Origin of the sequence: Methyloversatilis discipulorum, assembly GCF_000385375.1 — a bacterium.
GTDB lineage: Bacteria > Pseudomonadota > Gammaproteobacteria > Burkholderiales > Rhodocyclaceae > Methyloversatilis > Methyloversatilis discipulorum_A.
In genome coordinates, this window is the sequence record NZ_ARVV01000001.1 from 3,497,020 (window position 1) to 3,522,798 (window position 25,779).

Consider the following 25,779-nt stretch of genomic DNA (forward strand, 5'->3'; position numbering starts at 1 on the left):
TCGTGTTCTTATGTCTTATCCGGACGCCATCTTGGCACCGGCGGGCCGCTTGTCAAACCACCTTGCCTCAGAACGCGATCGCCAGCGAAAAATGCGGGCGCCACTGGCGCTCCCGTTCGCCGTAGGCAAGGTCGAAGGCGATCGGGCCGGCTGGCGAGCGCCAGCGCACGCCGGCGCCAGCGCCGAAGGCGGGTTTGAAATCCTCGCGCGTGTCGGCGGCGTCGCCGGCATCGACGAAGAACGCCGCGCCCCAGGTGTCGGACGTCCAGTGCACATACTCGACACTGGCCACGCCGAGCGCGCGGCCGCCGACGATGGCGCTGCCCTGGCGCACGCCCAGTTCGAGGTAGTCATAGCCGCGCACCGTGGTCGAGCCGCCGGTGCGGAACAGGAAGTCCTGCGGCAGCGATTCGGTCACGCCGCCGGTCAGGCCGAGCTCGCCGCGCAGGATGAGCTGGTCGCGCTGGCCGACCGGGATGAACCACTGGCCCTTCAGGTAGCCGCGCAGGAAATTGGCGTCGGACAGCAGGGCCTTCACGCCGCCGCCGATCTGCGCGTTCAGCACCCAGCCGTCGCGCGGGTTGAACAGATCGTCGACGCGGCGCCAGGTCCACGAGGTGTTCAGCGCCAGCGACTGCTGCGTGCTCTGCACCAGGCCGTCGATCTCTCGCTGTTCGCGCTGCAAGCTCAGCGAATGGCGGATTTCGACGTCGCCCTTCACGCGTGCGCGCACGATGCCGGCGCCGACCCGGCGGGTGATCAGGTCCTGGATGTCGGCGTTCTCGGCCAGCACGCCGAAGCTGTCGCGATAGCCGTCCTCGTGCGGCGGCAGCATGACGTCGGCGAAGGCGATCTGGCGCAGCTGTTCCAGCCGAACCGCGCTGTTGAGCAGCCAGGAACGCTTGAACAGATTGTTGTCCGACCAGCCCACCTCGCCGCGATAGCCGGTATTGCTGCTCAGGCCGGCACCGAAGGACAGGCGGCGCGAACTGGCTTCGGTTACCGCTACGCGCACCGGCGTCGCGTCGGCACGGGCTGGGTCGACGTCGGCGAGGATCTGTACCGAACTGAAATAGGGTGACGACAGCAGTGAGCGCTCGAAGGCGAGCACCGCTTCGGTCGAGTATGGGTCGCCCGGCTTGATGGTCGAGTAACGGCGCACCAGATCGAGGTCGTGCAGCGCCAGCCCGGTCGCCTCGATGTCGCCGAAGCGGAAGGCCGGGCCACTGTCGAAACGCACGCTGAGGTCCACGCGCGCACTGTCCGGGTCGACTTCGGCGCGGCTGTCGCCCATCACGGCGGCCGCGTAGTCGCGCGCGGTCAGGTCTTCGAGCAGCGTCTGCTTGGCGGCCGACCAGTCCGCCTGGCGGAAGGGCTGGCCCTCGGCCAGTCGCCAGCCGGCACGCAGTGCGGCACGGCGGGCCGCACGTTCGTCGCCCTCGCCCGCCAGATCGCCGTCGAACACGATGGACACCGACGACACGCGCGTCCGCTCGCCCGGCTCGATGCGCAGCACCGGCGGCTGGCCGGCGATGTCGAAGGTGGGGCTGAACCAGCCCTCGGTGGCGAGCAGCTCGGTCATTTCGCGGCGCACGCGGCGCAGCGCGCGCCGCTCGGCGCGTTCGTCGTCGAGCGGCTCGCGCAACTGCAGCGAGCGGGCGTGAGTGTTCAGCATGTCGAGCACCGGCTCGGGCAGTCCCGGCGCCTCGATGGTCAGGCGGCCGTGATCGACGTCGGCCGGCGCCGTCTGCTCATCAGGCGGATCGACAGCTTCGTCTGCCGCCTGCGCTGTTTCGCCGGCAAGCAGCAGGCCGGCGCAGAGGATGAAACGGCGCAATCAGCTCGCGCTCAGCAGCTCGACCTCGAACACCAGCGTGGCGTTCGGCGGAATGACGCCGCCAGCGCCGCGGGCGCCGTAGCCCAGTTGCGGCGGTATCGTCAGCTTGCGCACGCCGCCTTCCTTCATGCCGGCGACGCCCTGGTCCCAGCCGCGGATGACCTGACCGCCGCCCAGATTGAAGCTGAAGGGCTGGCCGCGGTCCTTGCTGGAATCGAACTTGCGGCCGTTGGTGAGCCAGCCGGTGTAATGCACGCTGACGCGCTGACCCGGCACCGCTTCACGGCCGGTGCCTTCGGTGATGTCCTCGATTTCCAGCTCGCCCGAATTGCGGATGACCGACAGCAGCTCGACCTCGAATACCAACGTAGCGTTCGGCGGAATGACGCCGCCGGCGCCGCGCTCGCCGTAACCCAGATGCGGCGGAATGGTGAGCTTGCGCACGCCGCCTTCTTTCATGCCGGTGACGCCCTCGTCCCAGCCGCGGATGACCTGGCCGGCGCCCAGCTGGAAGCTGAACGGGTCGTTGCGGTCCTTGCTCGAGTCGAACTTGCGTCCGTCGGTGAGCCAGCCGGTGTAATGCACGCTGACCTCGTGACCCGATGCCGCTTCATGGCCGGTGCCCGGCGTGGTGTCCTCGATGACGAGGCCGCTTTCGGTGGTGCTTGAAGTCATTGTGTTCATCCCGCGAAGTTGGAAAAGAATGAAGTGTACTCAGCGCAGCTGGGTTTTGACGCGCCCGGCAAACAGTTTGCGCAACTTCGCCACCTTGGGCGCGACCACCGCCATGCAGTAGGGCTGCAGCGGATTGTGTTCGTAGTAGGCGACGTGGTGATCCTCGGCCGGCCAGAACTGCACCGCGCCCTCGATCTGCGTCCGCACCGGTGCAGCATAGGTGCTGGCTGCCGTGAGACGGTCGATGGCGGCGCGCACCGCCTGCCGCTGCGCGTCGTCGCGACAGAACACGACCGAGCGGTACTGGGTGCCGACGTCGTTGCCCTGACGGTTCTCGGTGGTCGGGTCGTGCAGCGCGAAGAACACATCGAGCAGCGCGTCCAAAGTGGTCAGCGAGGCGTCGAAAGTGACGCGCAGCACCTCGGCGTGCCCGGTCTGGCCGGCGCAGACCTGATCGTAGGTCGGGTTGTCGACGTGGCCGCCGGCATACCCCGGCTCGACCCGTATCACCCCCTCGACCCGGTTGAACACGGCTTCGAGGCACCAGAAGCAACCTCCTCCAAGAATCACGGTCTGCGTGGGCACGGCATTCATCGCTCTCCCCCTGTCGTTGGTCTCCCGATCCTGATCGACCGGGCACTTTCCACGAGGTTCATCCGATGAGACAGATGCCTCGCGCTGCAACATGCAGACGGGACACAAACCTTGTATCGTGCGTCGCGTTTCCCGTACCCATAAATCGAGCAGGAATCTCCGCTAATGCTCTCTCAGGAAGCCTTGCAGGACTGGCGTGGCCTCGCGCTGCGCGTGGAAGAGGAAGTGCGTCGCGCAGTGGTCGGGCAGGACGACACGCTCCGGTTGATCAACGTTGCGCTGTTCGCCCGCGGCCACGTGCTGCTGGAAGGTGACGTCGGCGTCGGCAAGACCACCGTGCTGCGCGCCTTCGCCCGCGCCATCGGCGGCGACTTCGAGCGCGTCGAAGGCACCGTCGACCTGATGCCGAACGACCTCGTCTATCACACCTATGTAGACAGCGAGGGCAAGCCGCGCATCGAGCCCGGTCCGCTGCTGCGTCACGGCGAACGCCTGACCACCTTCTTCTTCAACGAGATCAACCGCGCCCGCCCGCAGGTGCAGTCGCTGCTGCTGCGCGCGATGGCCGAGCGCACGCTGTCCGCATTCAACCGCGAGTACAGCTTTCCGCACATGACGGTGTTCGCCGACCGCAACCGCGTCGAGAAGGAAGAAACCTTCGAGCTGGCCTCCGCCGCACGCGACCGCTTCATGTTCGAACTGCGCATGCTGACGCCGTCGGACGACGACACCCGGCGCGCACTGGTGTTCGATCCGCGCTTCCACGACACCGACGCGCTGATCGACACGGTGACGCCGGGCGTGGTCGACTGGATGCAGATGAACACGATAGGCGCCGCCATCCAGCGGGCGGTGACCGCCTCCGATGCGCTGCAGCGCTACGCGATGGACATCTGGGCGGCCACCAGCGACCCGGTGAAGTACGGCCTGCAGATCGAAGGCGTGGATATGTCGCGGCTGATCCTGGCCGGTGCCAGCCCGCGCGGCATGGGCATGCTGATGCGCGCCGCGCGCGTGGTCGCCTGGTTCAGTGGACGCGACTACCTGACGCCGGAAGACATCCGCGCCGTGCTGCCGTCGACGCTGGTGCATCGCGTCTTCTTCACCCCGGTGTACGAACTGCGCCGCGCCGAACTGGCCGATGCGCTGATCGCGCAGATGCTGGAGCGGGTCGCCACGCCCTGAGTCACGCCGCCGCCATGAGTTTCCAGCTCGACTTTCACTACCGCATGCCGATGCGGGTCGGCGGCCAGCGCCCCGGCGCGCACCGCAGCTCGACCACCGGCAGCGGCCAGGAATTCATCGCCCACCAGACGCTGTTCGACCGGCCGGACCCGCGCCGGCTCGACCTGCGCGCCAGCATCCGCGACCCGGAAGGGCGCTGGCTGGTGCGGGTGAACCGGCAGCGCGCTGGCATTCCGGTCTATCTGCTGGCCGACGTGTCGGCATCGATGGCTTTCGGCTCGGCGGCGAGCAAGATCCAGCGGATGTCGGAATTCGCGCTGTCGCTCGGCGACTCGGTGTTCCGCACCGGCGACGCGCTGGGCATGCTGGCCTACGACGCCAGCGAGCGTACCGACCTGATGCTGGCGCCGATGCATTCGCGCGGCGCCGGCGTCATGATGGCCGAATCGCTGGCCCGCGCCCGCGCCGACCAGCCCTCGACCGCCGGCATCTTCCAGGCCTGTTCGCGCATCGCCGGCAAGCAGGCGCTGGTCTTCCTCGCTTCCGATTTCCACGCGCCACTGGAACAGACTTCAGCCGCACTCGACCTGCTGTCGCACGCCTACGTCGTGCCGATGGTGATCTGGGACGAGGTCGAGCCGAAGGCGCCGGAGGGCGAAGGTCTGCTCGCGCTGCGCGACATCGAGAGCGGACGCCGCCGCGGCCTGTGGCTGCGGCCGCAGATACGCCGCCGCTGGGAGGACGCTTTCGCCGAGCGGCGCGAGGCGCTCGAAAAACTGTTCTCGTCGCGCGGTGTCCGCCCCTTCTACATGACCGGCCGCTTCGACGCGGACGCGCTGTCACGCTATTTCTTCGAGGCCGTCTGACATGCCTTCCTTCTGGAGACTGCGCCTGCTGAGCGCCTGTGCGGCGCTGGCCCTGATCTGCTGTGGCGCCACCCAGGCGCAGGACACAACACCGCCGGCACCTGCCGCCGGTACCGATGCAGCGGCTGCTCCGGACACGCCGCCGCAGCCCACCGGCTACGTCATTCCGCCGCCGCCGGACCCGGCTGCGGCCCCCGCCGAGCCCGCTGCAGCGCCGGCCGAACCGGCGGCCGACGTGGCCGCACCGGCTGCGCCCGCGATCTCGGCCGTCAATCCTGAGGTCGATCCGCTGCGCCCCTTCGGTTACGTCATCGGTGACATCGTGACGCAGCGGGTGGTGCTGGAATACGACGGCAAACCGCTCGAACTGGGCGCGCTGCCGCCGCTGGAGCGCACCGGCAACTGGTTCGAGCGCCGCGACGCACGTATCGAGCGCGACGCGGCCGGCCGCCGCTGGCTGGTGCTGGACTACCAGATCATCAACGTGCCGGAAGAGCTGCGCGCGATCGAACTGCCCGCGCTCGACATCGAAACCGCGGTATCGGGTCGCCGCCTGCAGACCACGCCGATGCCGCTGACGGTGGCGCCGCTCACGCCCAATGTGGTGCTGGCGCGCGCCGGACTGGAAGAGATGCGACCGGACGACCCGGCGCCGCACATCGACACCGCGCCCTACGAACGCGGGCTGCACGCCGCGCTGTATGCGGGCGCGCTGCTGGTGGCGCTGTGGGCGGCGCTGGCCCTGCTGCGCCAGTTCAACGCGCGGCGACGCCTGCCGTTCTCGCGTGCCCAGCGCGACATCGCGCGGCTGGATGCCGGTTCGATCGAGGTCTGGCGCCGGCTGCACCGCGCGCTCGACGACACCGCCGGCCAGGTGGTGCGCGATCACAACCTGCCGCTGCTGCTCGCCCGCGCGCCGTGGCTGGCCCCGCTGGAAGCCGACCTGCGCCGCTTCTTCGAGGCCTCGCAGACGCGCTTCTTCGCCGACCGTGCGGTCGACGGCGTGGAGCCGCGCACGCTGTGTGCGCAGGCGGCGAAACTGGAACGCAGCGCGCTGGCATGAACGATCTGGTCCTGAACCTGTGGCCCGGTGCGCTCGAACTGACCGCGCCGCTGTGGCTGCTCGCGCTGCCGCTGGCGCTGCTGCCGCTGTGGCCGCGGCGGCGCCATTCGCTCGATTACGGCTGCATAGACTGGCTGCCGCGCGATGCGCTGGGTAATGCCGTACTGCGCGGCGGTCGCATCGCCGCTGCGCTCGCCATCGTGGCGGCGGTGCTCGGCCTGGCCGGGCTGGCGCAGCCGGCAACCGAACAGCAGCGCACCGGCCGCGGCGCCGAAATCGTCATCGTGCTCGACCGCAGCCGCAGCATGGACGAACCGCTGCTGCCCAAGGGCCGGCAACCGTCGATCGACACCACGGCGGAGGCCAAGGGCAAGGTGGCGCGCCGCCTGCTCGCGGAGTTCGCGGCACGACGCCCCGAGGATCGCTACTCGCTGCTGCTGTTCAGCTCGTCGCCGATGCTGGTCGTGCCCTTCACCCAGCACGGCGACGTGGTGCAGGCCGGCATCGAGGCCGGCGGCATCGGCCGCGGCCTGTCGGAGACCGACATCGGCCGCGCCTTGCTGGCCGGCGCCGAACAGTTCGACCGCCGCGCCTATTCCGGCAGCCGCATCCTGCTGCTGGTGTCGGACGGCGCAGCGCAGATCGACGACGAAATGCGCGGCAAGATCCGCCGCGCCTTCGAACGCAACCGCGTCGCCGTCTACTGGGTGTTCATCCGCTCGGCGCTGAGCCTGGGCCTGAACGCGGACGAGAACGACGGCAACGTGCCGGAGGCGGCGTTGCACAAATTCCTGAAATCGACCGGTGTGCCGTACGAAGCTTTCGAGGCGGAAGACCCGGAGGCGGTGAAGCAGGCGGTGGCCGAGGTCGATCGCCAGCAGAACCTGCCGCTCGACTACGTCGAACGCATTCCGCGGCGCGATTTTTCGGGCTGGTGCTTCGCGCTGGCCCTGCTCGCCGGCGCGATCGCACTGGCCTGCCGTCTGATCACGCGGCCGGCATGGAAAGAGGAGTTGCAGTCATGAAGTTGCGCAGTGTCGCGTCCCTGCTCGCCGCGGGCATCGCGGTCAGCGTCGCGGTGGCGGCCTGGGAGGGCTACCGCCTGTCCAAGGCCCGCGATTTCAATCGTCTGGTCGACAGCGGCATCGACGCGGCGGCGACCCAGGACACCCCGCAGGCCGAGTTCGCGCGCGCGCTGTCGCTGGCGGCGCGCAACGACTACGAAGGCGCAGTGCGTGCCTACAAGGACCTGTCGCGCAGTACCGACGGCGATCTGCTGCAGTCGGTGCTGTACAACCTCGGCAACCTGCACCTGCGCGAGGCGCTGCAGTTCGGACCGGAGAGCATAGGCAAGTCGCTGCCGTTGGCCGAGCTGGCGAAGTCGAGCTACCGCGAGCTGCTGCGTCTGAACCCGCAGCACTGGGACGCCAAGTACAACCTCGAGCGGGCGCTGCGCCTGGCACCCGAGCGTGAAAGCGCGATCGAGGAAGGACCGCCGCTGCCGCAGAACAGCGAGCGGGCCGTGACGACGATGAAGGCCTTCACGCTGGGTCTGCCATGATCGCGACGACGCGACAACTGCTGGCGCGTGCGCGCAGCCCGCAGGCGCGGCCGCTGACGGTGGCGGTGCTGTTGTTCGGGCTTGCCGCCGTGCTGCCGCCGGTGTCGCTGCCGGGTCGCAGCTACACGCACATGGTGGTGCTGGACATCACGCAGAGCATGAACACGCGCGACTACGAGCTCGACGGCAAACCGGTCGACCGCCTGACCTATGCCAAGCACAGCCTGGCCGAGTCGCTGCGCGCCCTGCCCTGCGGTTCGCGCATCGGCTGGGGCGTGTTCTCGGAGTACCGGCTGCTGGCGCTGATGACGCCGGTCGAGGTGTGCAGCAACTATCACGAACTGCTGGCAACGCTGTCCAGCATCGACGGCCAGATGTCCTGGGCCGGCGCCAGCGAGGTGTCGAAAGGCCTGTTCTCGTCGATCCGCGCATTGAAGGATCTGGAACAGAAGCCGTCGCTGGTGTTCGTCACCGACGGTCACGAGGCGCCGCCGCTGCACCCGAAGATTCGCCCCTCCTTCGATGGCGAACCGGGCGCGGTGAAGGGGCTCATCGTCGGCACCGGCGGCAGTGCGCTGAGCCCGATCCCGAAGTTCGATCCGGATGGTCGGCCGCTCGGTTACTGGCGTGCCGACGAGGTATCGCAGACCGACACGGCGACGCGCGGACGTACCGGATCGAGCGCAAATGGCGAAGCGATGGTGGATGAGTCCGGTCAGGCCGTGGCACAGCAGGCGGTGGTCGCCGGCACCGAACATCTGTCCAGCCTGAAGTCGCCGCACCTGCGCGAACTGGCGTCGCAGACCGGCATGGCCTACCACACGCTGGCCGACGCCGACGGGCTGGCGGCCGCGCTGACCGACCCCGAACTCGGTCGCACGCAATCGGTGCCGACCCGCTTGGGCTGGCTGCCGGCCCTGCTCGGCGTGCTCAGCCTCGCCTGGGGTTTCCGCCCGGACCGTTTTCGGCGCTGAGCCCGCGCTCCGGCCTGCGTCTGCCGGCAGACGTTGCATATCGCCACACCCCGGATTCCAGCCTGCGTCCCGCTCGAATGACAGCGGCACACACGCCCCCGCCAAATCCTTGAATCCGGGATATATCCCCGTTTTGACCGTGAATCCGTCCCGACATCGGGGCATCCAGGCTCTTGGTCGGGGGATTCCATCCCGTCGTTGCATTCTGCGATGTATAAGTCCATAACCCGTCAACAGAGAGTCACTTATGGGCTCCGGCGGGGGCCGCCGGTCCGGGCCGTTCAGGCGTGGGCCATTGGGAAAGCAACGAGGAGAAACACCCCATGTCCGTGAAGATGAAACAACTGCCCCTGTGGCTCGCCGCGCTCGCCGTTCCGGGCGCAGCGATGGCCAACGCCGATCTGGCGAAACTGATCAAGGATCCGAAGAACTGGGCCATGCAGGCCGGCAACTTCGAGAACCAGCGCTACAGCACGCTGAACCAGATCAACAAGAAGAACGTCAAGGATCTGAAGGTGGCGTGGACCTTCTCGACCGGCGTGCTGCGCGGCCACGAGGGCGGCCCGCTGGTGATCGGCGGCATGCTGTTCGTGCATTCGCCTTTCCCCAACAAGGTGTTCGCGATCGATCTGGAAACCCAGAAGATCGTCTGGAAGTACGAGCCCAAGCAGGACCCGTCGGTGATTCCGGTCATGTGCTGCGACACGGTTAACCGTGGCCTCGCCTACGCCGAAGGCAAGATTCTGCTGCAACAGGCCGACACCGTGCTGGTCGCGCTCGACGCCAAGACCGGCAAGAAGCTGTGGGACGTGAAGAACGGCGATCCGAAGATCGGCGAGACGAACACCCAGGCTCCGCACGTGTTCAAGGACAAGGTGATCACCGGCATTTCCGGCGGCGAGTTCGGCGTGCGCGGTCGTGTGACCGCCTACGACCTGAACACCGGCAAGATGGTGTGGAAGGGCTACTCGACCGGCCCCGACGCCGAAATGCTGATGGACCCGGAAAAGTCGATGACCTGGACCAACGGCAAGATGGCGCCGGTGGGCAAGGATTCGTCGCTGAAGACCTGGCAGGGCGACCAGTGGAAGATCGGCGGCGGTTCGACCTGGGGCTGGTACTCGTACGACCCGCAGGAAAACCTGATGTATTACGGCACCGGCAACCCGTCGACCTGGAACCCGTCGCAGCGTCCGGGCGACAACAAGTGGTCGATGACCCTGTGGGCGCGTGACGTCGATACCGGCAAGGTGCGCTGGGTCTACCAGATGACGCCGCACGACGAGTGGGACTTCGACGGTGTGAACGAGGTCATCCTTGCCGACATCGACGTCAAGGGCAAGAAGCGCAAGGTCGCCGTTCACTTCGACCGTAACGGCTTCGCCTACACGCTGGATCGCGTGACCGGCGAACTGCTGGTGGCCGAGAAGTTCGACCCCAAGGTTAACTGGGCCACCCATGTAGACATGGTGACCGGCCGCCCGCAGGTGGTGGCCAAGTACTCGACCCGCCTGAACGGTGAGGACGTGAACAGCAAGGGCATCTGCCCGGCCGCGCTCGGCACGAAGGACCAGCAGCCGGCGTCGTTCAACCCGAAGAACGGCCTCTTCTACGTGCCGACCAACCACGTCTGCATGGACTACGAGCCGTTCCGCGTCGAATACACCGCGGGTCAGCCCTATGTCGGCGCGACGCTGTCGATGTATCCGGCCCCGGGCAGCCACGGCGGCATGGGCAACTTCATCACCTGGGACGCCGGCAAGGGCAAGATCGTCCAGTCCAAGCCGGAGAAGTTCTCGGTGTGGTCGGGCACCCTGGTCACGGCCGGCGGCATCGCCTGCTACGGCACGCTCGAGGGCTACCTCAAGTGCGTCGACGCCGACGACATTACTAAGGAACTGTACAAGTTCAAGACCCCGTCCGGCATCATCGGCAACGTGACGACCTGGGAATTCAAGGGCAAGCAGTTCATCGGCATCCTGTCGGGTATCGGTGGCTGGGCCGGTATCGGTCTGGCAGCCGGCCTGGAGAAATCCACCGACGGTCTGGGCGCCGTCGGCGGCTACGCCGAACTGGCCAACTACACCGAGCTGGGTGGCGTCATGACGGTGTTCGCACTGCCCTGATCCGCTGTCTGTCCTGGACAACCGGCCCGAGCGGCCGGTGATCGAGCGGCACTTCGCTTTACCGCGAAGTGCCGTTTTTTTTCGCCCGGACTGCCTAATTATTAAGCAATACCAAGTGTTCCATTCCGGAACGTTCCAGCGTCACACAGTGTCGGCGACGCTGTTGCGCGCTGCAACATCCAGCGATTTTTTCCATGTTGCAGCGCGCCACAAGCGAGGGCAATCATCCCGACCAAACGACATTTGGACGCGGAAGAGCACGTTTACAACAACTCGTCAAGTTTAAAATTTTAAGATCTTGCGGGGAAAACTTCCCGCTGTTCAAAAATCGTGTGCTATATCTTCATTACCTCGACGCCCGGGGGCACTTATGGGCGTCGCAGGGCAACAGCGGCCGGAGCCTACGACATGGGGTGTCCGGTCACATTTTGGTAGCAATGAGGAGGAGCCTATGTCTAGCAAGATGAAACAACTGCCCCTGTGGGTCGCCGCTCTGGCCATCCCGGGCACTGCGCTCGCTAACGCCGACGTCGCCAAGCTGATCAAAGACCCGAAAAACTGGGCAATGCAAGCCGGCAACTTCGAGAACCAGCGCTACAGCACGCTGAACCAGATCAATAAGAGCAACGTAAAGAACATGAAGGTGGCCTGGACCTTCTCGACCGGCGTTCTGCGCGGTCACGAAGGCGGTCCGCTGGTGATCGGCGACACCCTGTTCGTGCACTCCCCCTTCCCCAACAAGGTTTTCGCAATCGATCTGGAAACCCAGAAGATCAAGTGGAAGTATGAGCCGAAGCAGGATCCGTCCGTGATCCCGGTGATGTGCTGCGACACGGTGAACCGTGGTCTCGCCTACGCGGAAGGCAAGGTGTTCCTGCAGCAGGCAGACACCATGCTGGTCGCGCTGGATGCCAAGTCCGGCAAGAAGCTGTGGGAAGTCAAGAACGGCGACCCGAAGGTCGGCGGTACCAACACCAACGCCCCGCACGTGTTCAAGGATAAGGTCATCACCGGTATCTCCGGCGGTGAATTCGGTATCCGCGGCTACGTCGCTGCCTACGACATCAACACCGGCAAGCAGGTGTGGAAGGGCTACTCGACCGGCCCCGACGCAGAAATGCTGATGGACCCGGAAAAGACCATGACCTGGACCAACGGCAAGATGGCGCCGGTGGGCAAGGATTCGTCGCTGAAGACCTGGCAGGGCGACCAGTGGAAGATCGGTGGCGGCACGACCTGGGGCTGGTACTCGTACGACCCGCAAGAGAACCTGATGTACTACGGTTCGGGCAACCCCTCGACCTGGAACCCGTCGCAGCGTCCGGGCGACAACAAGTGGTCGATGACCCTGTGGGCGCGTGATGTCGATACCGGCAAGGCTCGCTGGGTTTACCAGATGACCCCGCACGACGAGTGGGACTTCGACGGCATCAACGAAGTCATCCTGGCTGACGTGGATGTGAAGGGCAAGAAGCGCAAGGTTGCGGTGCACTTCGACCGTAACGGCTTTGCCTACACGATGGACCGCGTGTCCGGCGAACTGCTGGTGGCCGAGAAGTACGATCCGAAGGTGAACTGGGCGACCCACGTCGACATGAACACCGGCCGTCCGCAAGTCGTGGCCAAGTACTCCACCCGTCAGAACGGTGAAGACGTGAACACGAAGGGCGTCTGCCCGGCAGCTCTGGGTACCAAGGACCAGCAACCCGCTGCGTTCAGCCCGAAGAATGGCCTGTTCTACGTGCCGACCAACCACGTCTGCATGGACTACGAGCCGTTCCGCGTTGAGTACACCGCTGGCCAGCCGTACGTCGGCGCCACCCTGTCGATGTTCCCGGCCCCGGGCAGCCACGGCGGCATGGGCAACTTCATCACCTGGGACGCTGGCAAGGGCAAGATCGTCCAGTCCAAGCCGGAGAAGTTCTCGGTGTGGTCGGGCGCCCTGGTCACGGCCGGTGGCATCGCCTGCTACGGCACGCTCGAGGGTTACCTCAAGTGCGTCGATGCTGACGACATCAACAAGGAACTGTTCAAGTTCAAGACCCCGTCCGGCATCATCGGCAACGTCAACACCTGGGAATACAAGGGCAAGCAGTACATCGGCATCCTGTCGGGTATTGGTGGCTGGGCCGGTATCGGTCTGGCAGCCGGTCTCGAGAAGCCGACCGATGGTCTGGGCGCCGTGGGTGGCTACGCCGAACTGGCGAGCTACACCGAACTGGGTGGCGTGATGACGGTGTTCGCACTGCCGTAATCTGGCACAGCACAAGGAGGGCGTCTGAGGCGCTCTCCCGTCTGACCCTGAACTGGCACCTCGCGGCAACGCAGGTGCCAGTTTTTTTGCCCGGATGGCACAGGGACCCGGCGCACCTGCCTGCCGTCATCGATCGCGAGTGCGCCCCGCGCATCGCGCGCGTGGAACAAATCACCGGAATTCACAAAACAAAATCCCCTCGGTCGATGTCAGACTGTCACCTTGAAGGTTTGGCGCCTGCCACCCCTTCGATAAAAAAGACATCACGCCATATAGACACGGAGGAGAGACCCCAAGATGAAGTATCGACTGTCCGCTGCCCTCGCCCTGGCTGCCGCCACCGCACTCGCCGCGCCGCTCGCTTCTGCCGAAACCGGCGACGACAAGGTGCTGCGCGTCTGCGCCGATCCGAACAACCTGCCCCTGTCGAACGACAAGGGCGAAGGTTACGAAAACAAGATTGCCGAGCTTCTGGCCAAGGATCTCGGCTACACCCTCGAATACGCCTTCTTCCCGCACCGCATGGGCTTCGTGCGCATGACGCTGCGCGCCAAGCACGAGAAGATTCCAGGCAAGTACAAGTGCGACCTCATCGTCGGTGTCCCGGTCGGTTTCGACATGGGCGCCACGATCAAGCCCTACTACCGCTCGACCTACGCGATGGTGTTCAAGAAGGGGCGCGGTCTGGACGACGTGAAGGTGCCGGACGACCTGCTTAAGCTGCCGCCGGAAAAGCTGTCCAAACTGAAGTTCGGCGTTTTCTCGCAGACGCCGCCGGTGGACTGGCTGCTGCGCAACAAGCTGTTCGATCAGGCCATCTCGTACCAGCGCCAGTCCGGCGATCCGGGCGCCTACCCGGGCGAAATCGTCGAGAAGGATCTGGTCGCCGACAAGCTTGACGTCGCGATGGCCTGGGGTCCGATCGCCGGCTACTTCGCGAAAAATTCCGGCGCTACCGACCTGGTCACCGTCGGCTTTCCGCCGGAAAACAACGTCAAGTTCGACTACGCGATCACGATGGCAGTGCGTTACGGCGAGAAGGACTGGAAGAACAAGATCGAGGAATCCGTCCAGCGCAACCTGCCGGGCATCCAGGCCATCCTGACCTCCTACGGTGTGCCGCTGATCGACGAATCGCAGGCCAGCCACACCGCGGCGGATCGCTGAGACTCGGGTCGTGTCGACGTACTTCCGCCTGACCGCGACCCTGCTGCTCGCCGCCTTGCCGTCGCTGGCCAGCGCGCTGGGCGAGCGGGACATCGCGGCGCTGATCAGCCTGCGTCCCAGCGTGCTGAAGGTGGAAGCGTCCGATGCCCGCGGCAACGTGGGTGTCGGCACCGGCGTGGCGGTGGCGCCGGGCGTCATCGCCACCGCCTGCCACGTCACCGCGCGGGCAAGCACGCTGCGCGTGGTGTCCAACGGTGAACGGATGCAGGTGAGCAGCCAGCGGGCGATGGTCGCGCGCGACCTGTGCCTGCTCGATGTGCCGGGTGCTGCGCAGGTGCCGCCGGTACCGCTGCGCGAAACGCCGCTCAAGCCGGGCGAGGAACTGGTGGCGCTGGGTTACATCCTCGGCGCTGCACCGCGCGTCAGCAACGGAACGGTATTGCGTCTGCATGCACACGACGGTGCGCAGGTCATCCAGAGCACCACGCCGTTCACGTCGGGCGCCAGTGGCGGCGGCATGTTTGACCGCGACGGCCGCCTCGTGGGTCTGATGACGTTCAAGTTCCGCGCCGGCACCGACAATCAGTTTTCCGTACCGGTCGCCTGGATCACCGAGGCGCTGAAGCTGCCGCCCGGCCCCGAGGTCGCACCGCTCGACGGCCGTCCGTTCTGGGACGCCCCGGAGCCGGCTCTGCCGCCCTTCCTGCAGACGCTGCGTCTCGAAGCGGAAGGTCGTTGGGCCGACCTGGAACGCCTCGCGCGCGACTGGATCGCCGGCGATCAGCAAAATGCCTCCGCCTGGCACGCGCTCGGCCGCGCACAGGCCGGGCGCGGCATCGACGCGACAGCCGCCTTTGTGCGCGCCGATGCACTCGAAAGCAACAACCCCGTTTTCATCAGCGACCTCGCACTGGCGCAGTACCGGACGAATGATCAGGCCGCCTATGCCAGTGCGCGCGCCCGTCTCGAGCGCATCGCGCCGACCGCCGTCGAAGCCCTCGACGCGCGCGTCAACGCCTGCGCCGGCGGTGCGTCAACAACATGCTGAATTCACCCCCAGAACGGGCATAGACCCGGCAATCACGAGGAGTCACCATGAAGTTCCGCCCCACCCTTCCCGCCCTGCTTTTCGGACTGTTCGCATCGATCGGCATCGCTCACGCAGAGCCGAGCCAGGAAATCACCGAAGCCGAGAAGCAGCTGTTCATGAACGACCAGATGTCGGCCGTGAAGGCCCCGGCCACGCTCAGCTATTCGTTCAAGCGCAGCGGCAGCCAGGAGGCCGCGTTCCAGGACACGGTCGAAGTGCGCGTCAGCGAGGAAAAAGGCGCCCGCAAGGTGAGCACCAGCTGTCTGAGCGGCGTTCGCAAGACCGAAATTCCGGAAATCGACGCCGCGCAAAGCAACCCCGCCCTGATGTGCTTCCTCGAACGCGACATCCGTGAAATGGAGCGGCTGACCGGCGGCAAATCGAACTACTTCCGCAAGCGCATCCGCCTGGCACTGGCCGAAGGACCGAAGGCCACGCCGGTCAAGGTGAGCTTCGGCGGCAAGACGGTGGATGCGAAGGAATACCGCATCACGCCTTACCGCGACGATCCGAACAAGCAGAAGTTTCCGAAGTACCTCGGCAAGACCTATATCTTCGTGCTGTCCGACGCCGTGCCCGGCGGCATCTACCGCGTGGACACCGTGGTGCCGGATGGCAACAACGTCCTGATCGAGGAAGACATGGTGCTGGCGGGCAGCAAGGGCTGAGCCTGTACGGTGCCGCTCAGGCCTGACGCGGCACCGCTCCGAGCAGCCGGGCGAATCCGTCGGCCGGCAGCGGCTTCGAGAACAGGTAGCCCTGCATCAGGCCGCAACGACGGCTGCACAGGAAGTCTCGCTGTGCAGTCGTTTCGACCCCTTCCGCCACGACGCCCAGACCGAGCGCATTCGCCAGCGCCAGTATGGCTTCGACGATGGACGCGCTGCTGCCGTCTTCCGGCAGATCGCGGACGAAGCTGCGGTCGATCTTCAGCAGGTCGATCGGGAACTGCTTCAGCGTAGACAGCGACGAGTAACCGGTGCCGAAGTCGTCGATCGACAGCTTCAGACCGATCGCCTTCAGCGCGCCCAGCGTCTTCATCGCCGCCGCGGGCTCCTGCATCACGGCACTCTCGGTCAGCTCGACGTGCAGATAGCTCGACGGCAGGCCGGTCGATTCGAGCGCGTGCGCGATCGACGTGAGCAGCGAATCCGAGCGGAAGTTGTGCGCCGACAGATTCACCGCGACCGGCACCACCGGCAAGCCGGCCTGACGCCATTCCGCCATCTGGCGGCAGGCGGTCAGTACCACCCACTCGCCGAGCGGCACAATGAGGCCGGTTTCCTCGGCCACCGGAATGAACTGAACCGGCGACACCATGCCGCGCTCCGGGTGCTCCCAGCGCAGCAGCGCTTCCGCCGACACGATGCGGCCGCTGCTGGCGTCGACCTGCGGCTGATAATGCAGAGAAAACTGGCCGCTCTCCAGTGCCCGCGCCAGATCCTGCTCCAGCGAAAGCCGTTCGACCGCCTGCTGCTGCATCGCTTCGGTGAAGAACTCGTAGGTGTTGCGCCCGCGCTGCTTGGCCGCGTACATCGCCATGTCGGCGTGACGCAGCAGCGTTTCCGGATCGGCGCCGTTGTCCGGGAAGATGGCGATGCCGATCGACGCGGTCACCACCAGTTCGACGTGGGTCACCTGCAGCGGCCGGCCCAGTTCGGCGCAGATGCGCGCCGCCACGCGCGCGGCGTCCTCGGCGCGCGACAGGTCGGTCAGCAGCACGGTGAATTCGTCGCCGCCCAGCCGCGCCACCACTTCCTCGTGCAGCGAATCGTCGTGCGCCACCAGATCGGCGGAGCGGATGGACGCGAGCAGCCGGCTCGCCACCTCGCGCAGTATCTGGTCGCCCAGCGTGTGACCATAGCTGTCGTTGATGCGCTTCAGGCGATCCAGATCGAGATAGAGCAGCGCGCAGCGCGAGCCGGTGCGCTGCGAGCGCGCCAGTGTGTGGTCCAGCATTTCACGGAACATCTGGCGATTGGCCAGACCGGTCAGGCTGTCGTGGTAGGCGAGGAAGCGGATGCGTCGCTGCGCCTGCTCGCGCTCGGTCACGTCCTGCGTGACGCCCTCGATGCGCACCACGCGGCCGAATTCGTCGCGCACCGGCAGCGCCTGCTCGTACAGCGTCACCACGGTGCCCTCGTCGCGCTGCACGCGGAAACTCATCTGGTAGGCCTCGCCTTCGCGGGCGCGCTCCATCGCCTCGCGCAGATGCTGACGGTCCGGGCTGAGCACGCGCGACAGCAGACCGAAGGGCTCCTCGTGCAGCGAACTGGGCGTGTCGCCCCACAGGTCGAGGCAGATCTTGCTGCGCTCGCAGCGATCCTCGTCGACATGCCACAGCCAGCCGCCCAGTCTGGCGACGCGCTGGGCAACCGCCAGCCGGCGCTCCGACGTTTCGAGGTCGGCGACGGTGTGAGCCGCACGCAATGCGTAGCGCACACGATAGACGAGCAGGGTCCAGTTCAGCGGCTTGGTGACGAAATCGGTGGCGCCCAGCGAGTAGGCGCTGTCGATCGAGTGCGTGTCGTCCATACCGGTGAGCATGATGATGGGCAGCGAACGCCCGTGCGGCCGCTCGCGCATCTGTCGGCACACCTCGAAGCCGTCGATGCCGCCCAGACTCACGTCGAGCAGCACCAGCGAGAACTCGTGGCGGTCAAACAGGTCGAGCGCCTGTTCGCCGTCCGCGGCCTCCATCACCTCGAACCCCGAGGCGATCAGCGCCTCTGCCGCCATCAGGCGGACCATCACATCGTCATCGACCAGCAATATCACCGTCGGCTCCCGTCGCATCCGGCGCGCATGCAGCGCCCTGTGTCGTCATCAAATATTCCAGAGCGCTGCATGTCTGCAGCAGAATCTGCTCGAATGTGCGCTGTGCCACGTCGTCGAAGTCGACGCGGCCGGTGCGCGCCGCGTTCTCGATCTCGCGCGCCCTCTCATAGACCAGGCGGGCCCCGAGCGCACCGCTCGAGCTCTTGAGCCGATGCGCCGCCGCCCGCAGCGCCGGCGCATCGCCCTTCGCCGCAGCCGCCTGCATCGCCGCCAGGCTGGACGACGACTCGCGACGGAACAACGCAGTCATGCGTGTCATCAACCCTGAACCATTGCTGCGCATGCCGGGCACGCTGAACAACTGTACTTCGTCGATCAGGGTCGCCGCCATCGCGCCCGCCGCCGGCGTCGCATCGGCCACGCCCTCCTTGCGGACGTAGCGCTCCACCATCCTGTTCAGTTCGCGCAGCGGCAGCGGCTTGGGCAGGTAATCGTTCATGCCGGCCTCGATGCAGCGCTCGCGGTCGCCGCGCAAGGCGTTGGCCGTCAGCGCGACGATGGGCACCGGGGTCCGTCCGGCGTCCTGCTCGAATTCGCGGATACGCCGCGTCGCCTGGAAACCGTCCATTACCGGCATCTGGCAATCCATCAGCACCAGGTCGAACACGGTCTGTTCGACCGCTTCGCACGCTTCGACGCCGTTGTCCGCGGTGCTGACGCGGTAGCCAAGTTCGCGCAGCATCTCGACCGATATCTCGCGATTGACCGGATGGTCATCCACCAGCAATACGGAAATCGGCCGCGCATCCGGTGCGGCGGCCGATGGGGCGACATCGGCCGAAACACGGCGCGGCGGCGTGTCGCCGCCCAGGACGGACTGCAGCTCACCACGCAGCACCGGTTTGCGCAGCGTGGCCATTGGCGGTTCGACGACCTCGGGGTCGGCGAAGCCCTGCACGCAGACGAACAGCGGCGGCTCGGCCAGGCGCTGCGCGAGCACACCGGCCAGCGTGGGCGCATCGCCGTCCGGAAGCTTCTGCGCACACAGCACCGCGTCGAACGGCAGGCCGCAGAAGTACGCATGCATCAGCGCCGCCATCGCACCGTGCGCGTCAGCACAGCGCGCATGCTCGACGCTCAGTTCGTCAAGCATGTCCGCCAGCGTCCGCGCAGCGCGCGGCACCGGATCGACGACGAGTACCCGGCGCACCGTGCTCGGCGGCAGCGGCGACGACGAACGCACGCTGGCGATGTCGAACGGCAGCACGAACCAGAATCGCGTGCCGTAGCGTGGCACGCTGCAGAAGCCGATGGCCCCCTTCTGCAGCAGGATCAGTTCGCGCGTGATCGCCAGCCCGAGGCCGGTGCCCCCGTACTGGCGGGTGGTCGAACTGTCGCCCTGCGAGAAGGCCTCGAAGATGTCCGCTTCGGCCACCGCCGGAATGCCGGCGCCGGTATCGATCACATCGACATGCAGCACGGCGCGACCGGGCCGTGCCTGCTGGTCGGCGCCGGTGGTCGACACATCGACCAGCACCTCGCCGCTGGCGGTGAACTTCACCGCGTTCGACACCAGGTTCACCAGCACCTGGCGCAACCGGTGCGGATCTCCGATCAGCGCCCGCGGCAGCGCCGGATCGATGCGCAGCGACAGCTCGATGCCACGTGCCCGTGCGCTGTCGGCGAACAGCATGACCACATCCTCGACCACCTGGCGCGGAAAGAACACGACCTTTTCCAGCGTCAGCTTGCCCGCCTCGATCTTGGAGAAGTCGAGCACGTCGTTGATCACGCGCAGCAGCGATTCGGCCGAGCCGGCGATGCCTTCGACATAGCGCCGCTGACGGTCGTCGAGGCGGGTGCGTTCGAGCAGACCGGCCATGCCGATGACACCGTTCATCGGCGTGCGGATTTCGTGGCTCATGTTGGCGAGGAAGCGGCTCTTCGCCTCGTTTGCCGCCTCGGCCTGTTCCTTCGCCACCCGCAGCTCGCTGGTCCGCGCCTCGACTTCGCTTTCCAGGCGATCGCGATGGCCGCGCAGTTCGGCGTCGCGCAGCGCGATCTCGTGCAGCATTTCGTTGAATCGATCGGTGAGCTGGCCGATCTCGTCATTGGCCAGGCGCGGCACCGCCACGTCGTAGCGACGTTCGTCGACCACCCGGCGCGCCGACGCGATCAACGCCTGTACCGGATCGGTCACCCGCCGCTGCATGCCGGCCGACAGCCGGTAGGCGAGCAGGAAGGACAGCGCGGTGGCGATGCCATTGATCAGCATGGTGGTGGCAACCCGGCTCCACAACGGCAGCAGATCGGCCTCCAGCACGATGACGCCGAGGCGCTGATCGTCGTCGACCAGCGGCCGCGCGAACAGCAGGCGCGGCGACCACAGCGCACCGATCACCGTCATTTCGTTGATCTGCTGCCCCGGCAGCGGCGGCGGTGCGGACGGCGGAAATGCGGCGAAGGGCACGCCGTCGTTCAGCTGTATCCAGGCACGCGTCACCGCCGCCACGCTGGACACCGCGGACAGTGTGCCGCGCGCCGCATCGGGGTCGCTGAAGGCGAGTGCCGACGCGCTGTTGGCACCGATGATGCGCGCAGTCGCGTCGAGCTGATCGACCAGCCGCTCGCGTTCGCCGAGCAGGCCATTGAGCGAGGTGAGCACGAAGTTGATCACCAGCCCGGTCGCCAGCGACAGCAGCAGCACGCGGCGCAACCGGGCGCGCAGCGGCAGATCGGGCGGCTCGGCGAACAGGCGTGGCAGCTTCATCGGGGCCGCGCTCCAAGGTTGCGTGCCAGTTTCAGCAGCTGCGAACTGGCTTTCAGGTTGGCCCGCTGCAGCGCCGCCTGATTGATGTCGAACTGCAGCCGGTCGCCATTGCGCACGATGCCTATCATGCCGCCGCCATCGACGAAGCCGTCGGCGTCGCTGACCGTCAGCACCGCCTGCGCCGGCACGTGCTTCAGCGCGGCCACCACCCCTCGGTCGCTGCTGTCGCTCAGCACCGCGATGTGGCAACGATCGAGCTCCTCGGGCTGCACATGGCGTCTCACATGGAAGGTGCGCCCGGCCACGGCCCGTCCGTGGAAGGCGCCCAGCGCGTCGCCGATCGCGCTGGCATCGCCGATCACGCAGGCAACGATCTGCGCCAGCGTGCCTTCCTCGGCCGGCCATTCGATGTACTTGGCGAAGTTGAACACGAAGGCCGCCTTCAGCTGCTCCTCCGGCAGGTGCGGCTGCGCCTGACCGGCCAGCGCACACAGCAGTGCGCCGACGGTGCCGACCCAACGCAGGCAGCGCAGAGCCCGGGTGCGCGTGCGGAGCGCCATGTCAGAAGGACCAGACCGCCTTCACATAGGCGCCGCGTTCAATCGCCAGTGAAGAGGACGGCAGCGTGTCCGCCGCGTAGTGCACGCGACGCGCGTGCAGCAGGTTCTGTCCGACCAGCGACAGTTCGAGCCCGCTGCGCGGCGTCCACGCCAGACGCAGGTCGAGATCGGAGAACGACGGAATGCCCGCCGGTTCGACCCGACTGCTGTGGCGCAGCCAGGCATCGAACTTCAGTCGCGGCGTCAGGTTCCACAGCGAACGCAGCGACAGGCGGTGTCGCGCATCGGCCGAGTAGATGAAGAAGTTGGTCAGCGGAATGTCGGCGCGAAAGGTGCGGTCCAGCGCCGTCGAGTCGGTGTAGGTGTAGGCGCCGTGCAGCGACCAGTCGGTGACCGGGCGATAGTCCGCCGCCAGTTCGAGACCGTGCGCGCGGCTGTCGTCGCTGGCGCGCACTTCGAACTCGGCCAGCAGGGTGGGATCCGGCATCGCGACCACGCCATTGAACACATTGACGTACTCGGCCTGATGACGGTAGCGCGTCGCGAACGCGGCGACATCCACGGTCAGCGGGCCGCTGCGGTAGCGGTAACCCAGCTCCAGCGAGGTGGCGGTTTCGCTGCGCATGTCGTGGCCCCCACCGGCGCTGCGTATGCGGAAGCCGCCGGCCAGCGGCGGCTGCGGGAAGGGGCCGAGTTCGGCGTTGAAGTCGCGCAGCGCACGCGACGGCTGCCGCGTGGTACGCGACGCCGCCGCCCAGAAGCTGTGCGGGCCGTCCGGCGTGAACATCAGGCGTGCGGTCGGTTGCACTTCCGGCTTGTCCAGATTGCTTTCCTCGACACGGGCGCCGAGCACCAGGTGCAGACGCTCCGGCAGCAGCGTGATGTCGTCCTGCACGAATACGCTGGTCCAGGTAGTGCTGCGGCTCGGCGGCTGGATGAAGCCGCCGATCAGCTGCACGTTCAGCTGGTCCGAGGTATGGCGGTAGCTGGCGCCCCAGATCACGTCATGACGACCGCCCCGCGGCTCGCGCCGCTGGAAGTCGATGTCCAGCGTATTCCGCGCGTCGTCGATCGGGCCGACCGCGTTGTCGACGGCAAAGCTCGAATGCGCGTAGGACGCCTGCAGCGAGTAGTCGGCACCGCTGTCGGCGATGCCGGCATAACGCATCAGCAGATGGTTCTCCTGCGAATCGAAACGGCCGGGTATCGGTGCACCGCCGAAGGTATAGCGCGTCAGATCGAGTTCCTCGCCATGCCGCGTGCTGCTCGCCCCGGCCTGCAGCGTGAAGGTATGGCCGCCGCCGAGCCGGCTTTCCCAGAGCACACCGCCGGCGGTGTTGCGTCCGTCGTCGTAGCCGGCCGAACCATCCGGCCGGTCGCTGGCGTCGCTCACGCGGCGCTTGGCCCAGATGCGTCCGCTGTGACTGTCGCCAACGCTGAAACCGTGACGCACGGCAAGCCAGCCACGCTGTTCCGTCCCCGCTGCGGCGCTGACCAGCGTGCCCTGCGTGTCCTGCGCGCGGCGGGTGATGATGTTGATCACGCCATTCATTGCGTTGCTGCCCCACAGCGCACCGCCCGGCCCACGCACCACTTCGATGCGTTCGACGTCCTCCAGCATCAGTTCGCGGTCTTCCCACACGGTGCCGGAGAACAGCGGCGTATAGACACTGCGGCCGTCGACCAGCACCTGCAGCTTGTCGGCGAAGCGGCTGTTGGCCCCGCGCAGCGAAATCGCCCAGCTGCCGGAAGAAATGCGCCCGACCTGCACGCCCGGGGCCATCTGCAGTGCCTCCGGCACCGATGCCGCACCGGAACGCTCGATGTCCTCGCGCGAAATGACGAACACCGCCGCTGGCGTGCTGCGCAGCGACTGCGGCTTGCGGGCGGCGGTGGTGACCTTGATCTGCAGCAGGTCTTCCAGCGCGAGCCCGGCCAGGTCGGCGCTCTCGTCATCTGCGGCAGCCACCGACGACGCGCAGCAGAGTGCCAGCGCGCAGGCGCGCACGCGCAGGGAATCAACTCGCGTCGGACGATGTCTTTTCATGGCTCGGGCTTATGTTTGCGGCCCCGTCTCCAGACGCGGCTTTATTCTGCATCTGCTTTCGGCATGGAAATGCCCAACTTGAGTGAGCGGCGCGCAGAGCGGGCTAGAATCCCCATTGAAATCCGCGCGCGACCGCCGCACGTGTCAACCCGTACCGAACAGTCCGCACACCATGACCACGAATCCATTGCTCGATTTTTCCGCCCTGCCCCGCTTCGATGCGGTGCAGCCCGAACACGTCGCACCGGCCATCGGCGAACTGCTCAAGCGCTATCAGGCGCTGATCGACGACCTGACTGCGCGCGCCGAGCCCCCCACCTGGGACAGCTTTGCAGCGCCGATCACCGACATGGGCGAGCAGGTGAACCGCGCCTGGGGCATCGTCGGTCATCTGCACGGCGTCAATGACGTGCCGGCGTGGCGCGAGGCCTACAACGCGACACTGCCCGACATCACCCGCTTCTACAGCGCGCTCGGCCAGAACCTCGCGCTGTTCGCCAAGTACAAAGCGCTGCGCGAATCCGCCGAATACGCGACGCTGTCGCCGGCGCGCCAGCGCATCCTCGACAACGAGGTGCGCGATTTCCGGCTGTCCGGCGCCGAACTGGCCGAGGACCAGAAGCCGCGCTTCAAGGAAATCCAGGAAGAACTGGCCGCGCTGTCGGCGAAGTTCAGCGAGAACCTGCTCGACGCGACCAATGCCTTCGCCGAGTACGTCACCGACGAAGCGCTGCTGGCCGGTCTGCCGGAAGACAGCATCGAGGCGGCGCGCGAAGCCGCCCAGCGCGACGAGCGCGACGGCTGGAAGTTCACGCTGCACATGCCGTCCTACCTGCCAGTCATGCAGTACGCGGACAACCGCGACCTGCGCGCCCGCATGTACCGCGCCTACGCCACCCGTGCCTCCGAGTTCGGCGAAGCCGAGCGCGACAACACGCCGCTGATCGCCCGCATCCTGGCGCTGCGTGCCGAGGAATCGAAGATGCTGGGCTTCGCCAGCTTCGCCGAACTGTCGCTGGTGCCGAAGATGGCGGACACGCCGGAACAGGTGATGGACTTCCTGCGCGACCTCGCCGGCCGCGCCCGGCCGCACGCGCAGCGCGACCTCGACGAACTGCGCGCCTTCGCCCGCAACGAATTCGGTCTCGACGAACTGCAGCCCTGGGACATGACCTGGGTGTCGGAAAAGCTGCGCGTACAGCGCTACGACTTCTCCGAACAGGAGGTGAAGCAGTACTTCCCCGAGCACAAGGTGCTCGAAGGCCTGTTCCGCGTGGTCGAAGGGCTCTATGGCGTCACCATCAAGCCGGACACTGCGCCGGTGTGGCACCCGGACGTGCGTTTCTTCCGCATCGAGCGCGCCGGTGGCGAACTGGTCGGCCAGTTCTACCTCGACCTGTACGCGCGCGACACCAAGCGCGGCGGCGCCTGGATGGACGAGGCGATCACCCGTCGCGCGGTCAGCGGCGGCGTGCAGACGCCGGTCGCCTACCTGAACTGCAACTTCCCGTCGCCGGTCGGTGGCAAGCCGGCCACCTTCACCCATGACGACGTGATCACGCTGTTCCACGAAAGCGGCCACGGCCTGCACCACCTGCTTACGCGAGTGGACGACCTGCCGGTATCCGGCATCCACGGCGTCGAGTGGGACGCGGTCGAACTGCCCAGCCAGTTCATGGAGAACTTCTGCTGGGAGTGGGACGTGCTGTCCGGCATGACCGCCCACGTCGATAGCGGCGAGCCGCTGCCGCGCGCGCTTTACGACAAGATGATCGCCGCCAAGAACTTCCAGAGCGGCATGCAGACGCTGCGCCAGATCGAGTTCTCGCTGTTCGACCTGCGCCTGCACCACGACTTCGTACCCGGCGGCGACAAGACCCTGCTGCAGCTGCTCGGCGAAGTGCGCGACGAAGTGGCCGTGGTGCGCCCGCCCGAGTGGAACCGCTTCGCCAACAGCTTCAGCCACATCTTCGCCGGCGGCTATGCGGCCGGTTACTACAGCTACAAGTGGGCGGAAGTGCTGTCGGCCGACGCCTTCGAAGCGTTCGAGGAGGCGCGCGGCGCCGCCGGCACCGTGCTCGACACCGCCACCGGCCGCCGCTTCTGGGACGAAATCCTCGCCGTCGGCGGTTCGCGCCCGGCACTGGAATCGTTCAAGGCCTTCCGCGGCCGCGAACCCAAACCCGACGCGCTGCTGCGTCACAGCGGCATGGTGGCCGCGGCCTGAGGAGA

Annotated in this window: 19 protein-coding genes; 12 read left to right on the forward strand and 7 right to left on the reverse strand. The window is 66.7% G+C overall.

Features of this window, described 5'->3' with window-relative positions; translation table 11 throughout:
* Positions 1-67: 67 nt before the first annotated feature.
* From METRZ18153_RS0116300 to msrA, 3 genes are read right to left on the reverse strand one after another with little or no spacing between them, the layout of a single operon-like run.
* A complete protein-coding gene (locus METRZ18153_RS0116300) occupies positions 68-1,837 on the reverse strand; it encodes an autotransporter assembly complex protein TamA (RefSeq protein ID WP_020165741.1) in 1,770 nt (589 codons plus the stop codon).
* Positions 1,838-2,512, reverse strand: coding sequence for an FKBP-type peptidyl-prolyl cis-trans isomerase (locus METRZ18153_RS0116305; RefSeq protein WP_020165742.1), 675 nt, complete (start codon positions 2,510-2,512; stop codon positions 1,838-1,840). It abuts the gene before it with no gap.
* Between the two features lie 39 nt (positions 2,513-2,551).
* On the reverse strand, positions 2,552-3,106 hold the full coding sequence (gene msrA / locus METRZ18153_RS0116310) for a peptide-methionine (S)-S-oxide reductase MsrA (protein WP_020165743.1): 555 nt from the start codon (positions 3,104-3,106) through the stop codon (positions 2,552-2,554).
* 165 nt (positions 3,107-3,271) lie between these two features.
* On the opposite strand from msrA, the gene METRZ18153_RS0116315 reads away from it, so the two are divergent.
* The 11 genes from METRZ18153_RS0116315 to METRZ18153_RS0116365 all read left to right on the forward strand — a co-directional run bounded on the left by METRZ18153_RS0116315 (position 3,272) and on the right by METRZ18153_RS0116365 (position 16,060).
* A complete protein-coding gene (locus tag METRZ18153_RS0116315) occupies positions 3,272-4,291 on the forward strand; it encodes an AAA family ATPase (protein WP_019916915.1) in 1,020 nt (339 codons plus the stop codon).
* Between the two features lie 14 nt (positions 4,292-4,305).
* Complete coding sequence (locus METRZ18153_RS0116320) at positions 4,306-5,157, forward strand: DUF58 domain-containing protein (RefSeq protein ID WP_020165744.1); 852 nt, start codon at positions 4,306-4,308, stop codon at positions 5,155-5,157.
* A gap of 1 nt (position 5,158) precedes the next feature.
* A complete protein-coding gene (locus METRZ18153_RS0116325) occupies positions 5,159-6,220 on the forward strand; it encodes a hypothetical protein (protein ID WP_020165745.1) in 1,062 nt (353 codons plus the stop codon).
* Positions 6,217-7,245: a vWA domain-containing protein gene (locus tag METRZ18153_RS0116330; protein WP_020165746.1), complete on the forward strand. Its 1,029-nt coding sequence runs from the start codon at positions 6,217-6,219 to the stop codon at positions 7,243-7,245. Before METRZ18153_RS0116325 ends, METRZ18153_RS0116330 begins: the two co-directional genes overlap by 4 nt.
* Positions 7,242-7,781, forward strand: a complete 540-nt coding sequence (locus METRZ18153_RS0116335) for a hypothetical protein (RefSeq protein WP_020165747.1) — start codon at positions 7,242-7,244, stop codon at positions 7,779-7,781. Before METRZ18153_RS0116330 ends, METRZ18153_RS0116335 begins: the two co-directional genes overlap by 4 nt.
* A complete protein-coding gene (locus METRZ18153_RS0116340) occupies positions 7,778-8,755 on the forward strand; it encodes a VWA domain-containing protein (RefSeq protein ID WP_020165748.1) in 978 nt (325 codons plus the stop codon). Before METRZ18153_RS0116335 ends, METRZ18153_RS0116340 begins: the two co-directional genes overlap by 4 nt.
* Positions 8,756-9,078: 323 nt before the next feature.
* Entirely contained in the window at positions 9,079-10,881 is a 1,803-nt protein-coding gene (locus METRZ18153_RS0116345) for a methanol/ethanol family PQQ-dependent dehydrogenase (protein ID WP_020165749.1), read from the forward strand.
* A gap of 451 nt (positions 10,882-11,332) precedes the next feature.
* The gene (locus METRZ18153_RS0116350) at positions 11,333-13,135 is read left to right on the forward strand and encodes a methanol/ethanol family PQQ-dependent dehydrogenase (RefSeq protein WP_029143830.1); all 1,803 of its coding nucleotides are present in this window, start codon (positions 11,333-11,335) and stop codon (positions 13,133-13,135) included.
* A 297-nt stretch (positions 13,136-13,432) separates the two neighbouring features.
* Positions 13,433-14,302 (forward strand): quinoprotein dehydrogenase-associated putative ABC transporter substrate-binding protein, encoded by an 870-nt coding sequence (locus METRZ18153_RS0116355; RefSeq protein ID WP_020165751.1) that lies wholly within the window; start codon positions 13,433-13,435, stop codon positions 14,300-14,302.
* 10 nt (positions 14,303-14,312) lie between these two features.
* Positions 14,313-15,350 (forward strand): trypsin-like peptidase domain-containing protein, encoded by a 1,038-nt coding sequence (locus METRZ18153_RS0116360; protein WP_020165752.1) that lies wholly within the window; start codon positions 14,313-14,315, stop codon positions 15,348-15,350.
* 47 nt (positions 15,351-15,397) lie between these two features.
* The gene (locus METRZ18153_RS0116365; protein ID WP_020165753.1) at positions 15,398-16,060 is read left to right on the forward strand and encodes a hypothetical protein; all 663 of its coding nucleotides are present in this window, start codon (positions 15,398-15,400) and stop codon (positions 16,058-16,060) included.
* Positions 16,061-16,076: 16 nt separating this feature from the next.
* Here the strand turns inward: METRZ18153_RS0116365 and METRZ18153_RS0116370 are convergent, their stop codons facing one another.
* Genes METRZ18153_RS0116370 through METRZ18153_RS0116385 form a run of 4 tightly spaced genes read right to left on the reverse strand, consistent with a single transcriptional unit; the run spans position 16,077 to position 23,547 of the window.
* Positions 16,077-18,170 (reverse strand): putative bifunctional diguanylate cyclase/phosphodiesterase, encoded by a 2,094-nt coding sequence (locus METRZ18153_RS0116370; protein ID WP_029143832.1) that lies wholly within the window; start codon positions 18,168-18,170, stop codon positions 16,077-16,079.
* Complete coding sequence (locus METRZ18153_RS0116375; protein WP_020165755.1) at positions 18,151-20,940, reverse strand: hybrid sensor histidine kinase/response regulator; 2,790 nt, start codon at positions 20,938-20,940, stop codon at positions 18,151-18,153. The genes METRZ18153_RS0116370 and METRZ18153_RS0116375 overlap by 20 nt, the downstream gene beginning before the upstream one ends.
* Positions 20,937-21,500, reverse strand: coding sequence for a YfiR family protein (locus METRZ18153_RS0116380; RefSeq protein ID WP_020165756.1), 564 nt, complete (start codon positions 21,498-21,500; stop codon positions 20,937-20,939). The genes METRZ18153_RS0116375 and METRZ18153_RS0116380 overlap by 4 nt, the downstream gene beginning before the upstream one ends.
* A gap of 1 nt (position 21,501) precedes the next feature.
* Positions 21,502-23,547, reverse strand: a complete 2,046-nt coding sequence (locus tag METRZ18153_RS0116385; RefSeq protein ID WP_232416070.1) for a TonB-dependent receptor plug domain-containing protein — start codon at positions 23,545-23,547, stop codon at positions 21,502-21,504.
* A gap of 172 nt (positions 23,548-23,719) precedes the next feature.
* Between METRZ18153_RS0116385 and METRZ18153_RS0116390 the strand changes: the two genes are divergently transcribed.
* Entirely contained in the window at positions 23,720-25,774 is a 2,055-nt protein-coding gene (locus tag METRZ18153_RS0116390) for a M3 family metallopeptidase (protein ID WP_029143833.1), read from the forward strand.
* The last annotated feature ends 5 nt before the right edge of the window (positions 25,775-25,779 follow it).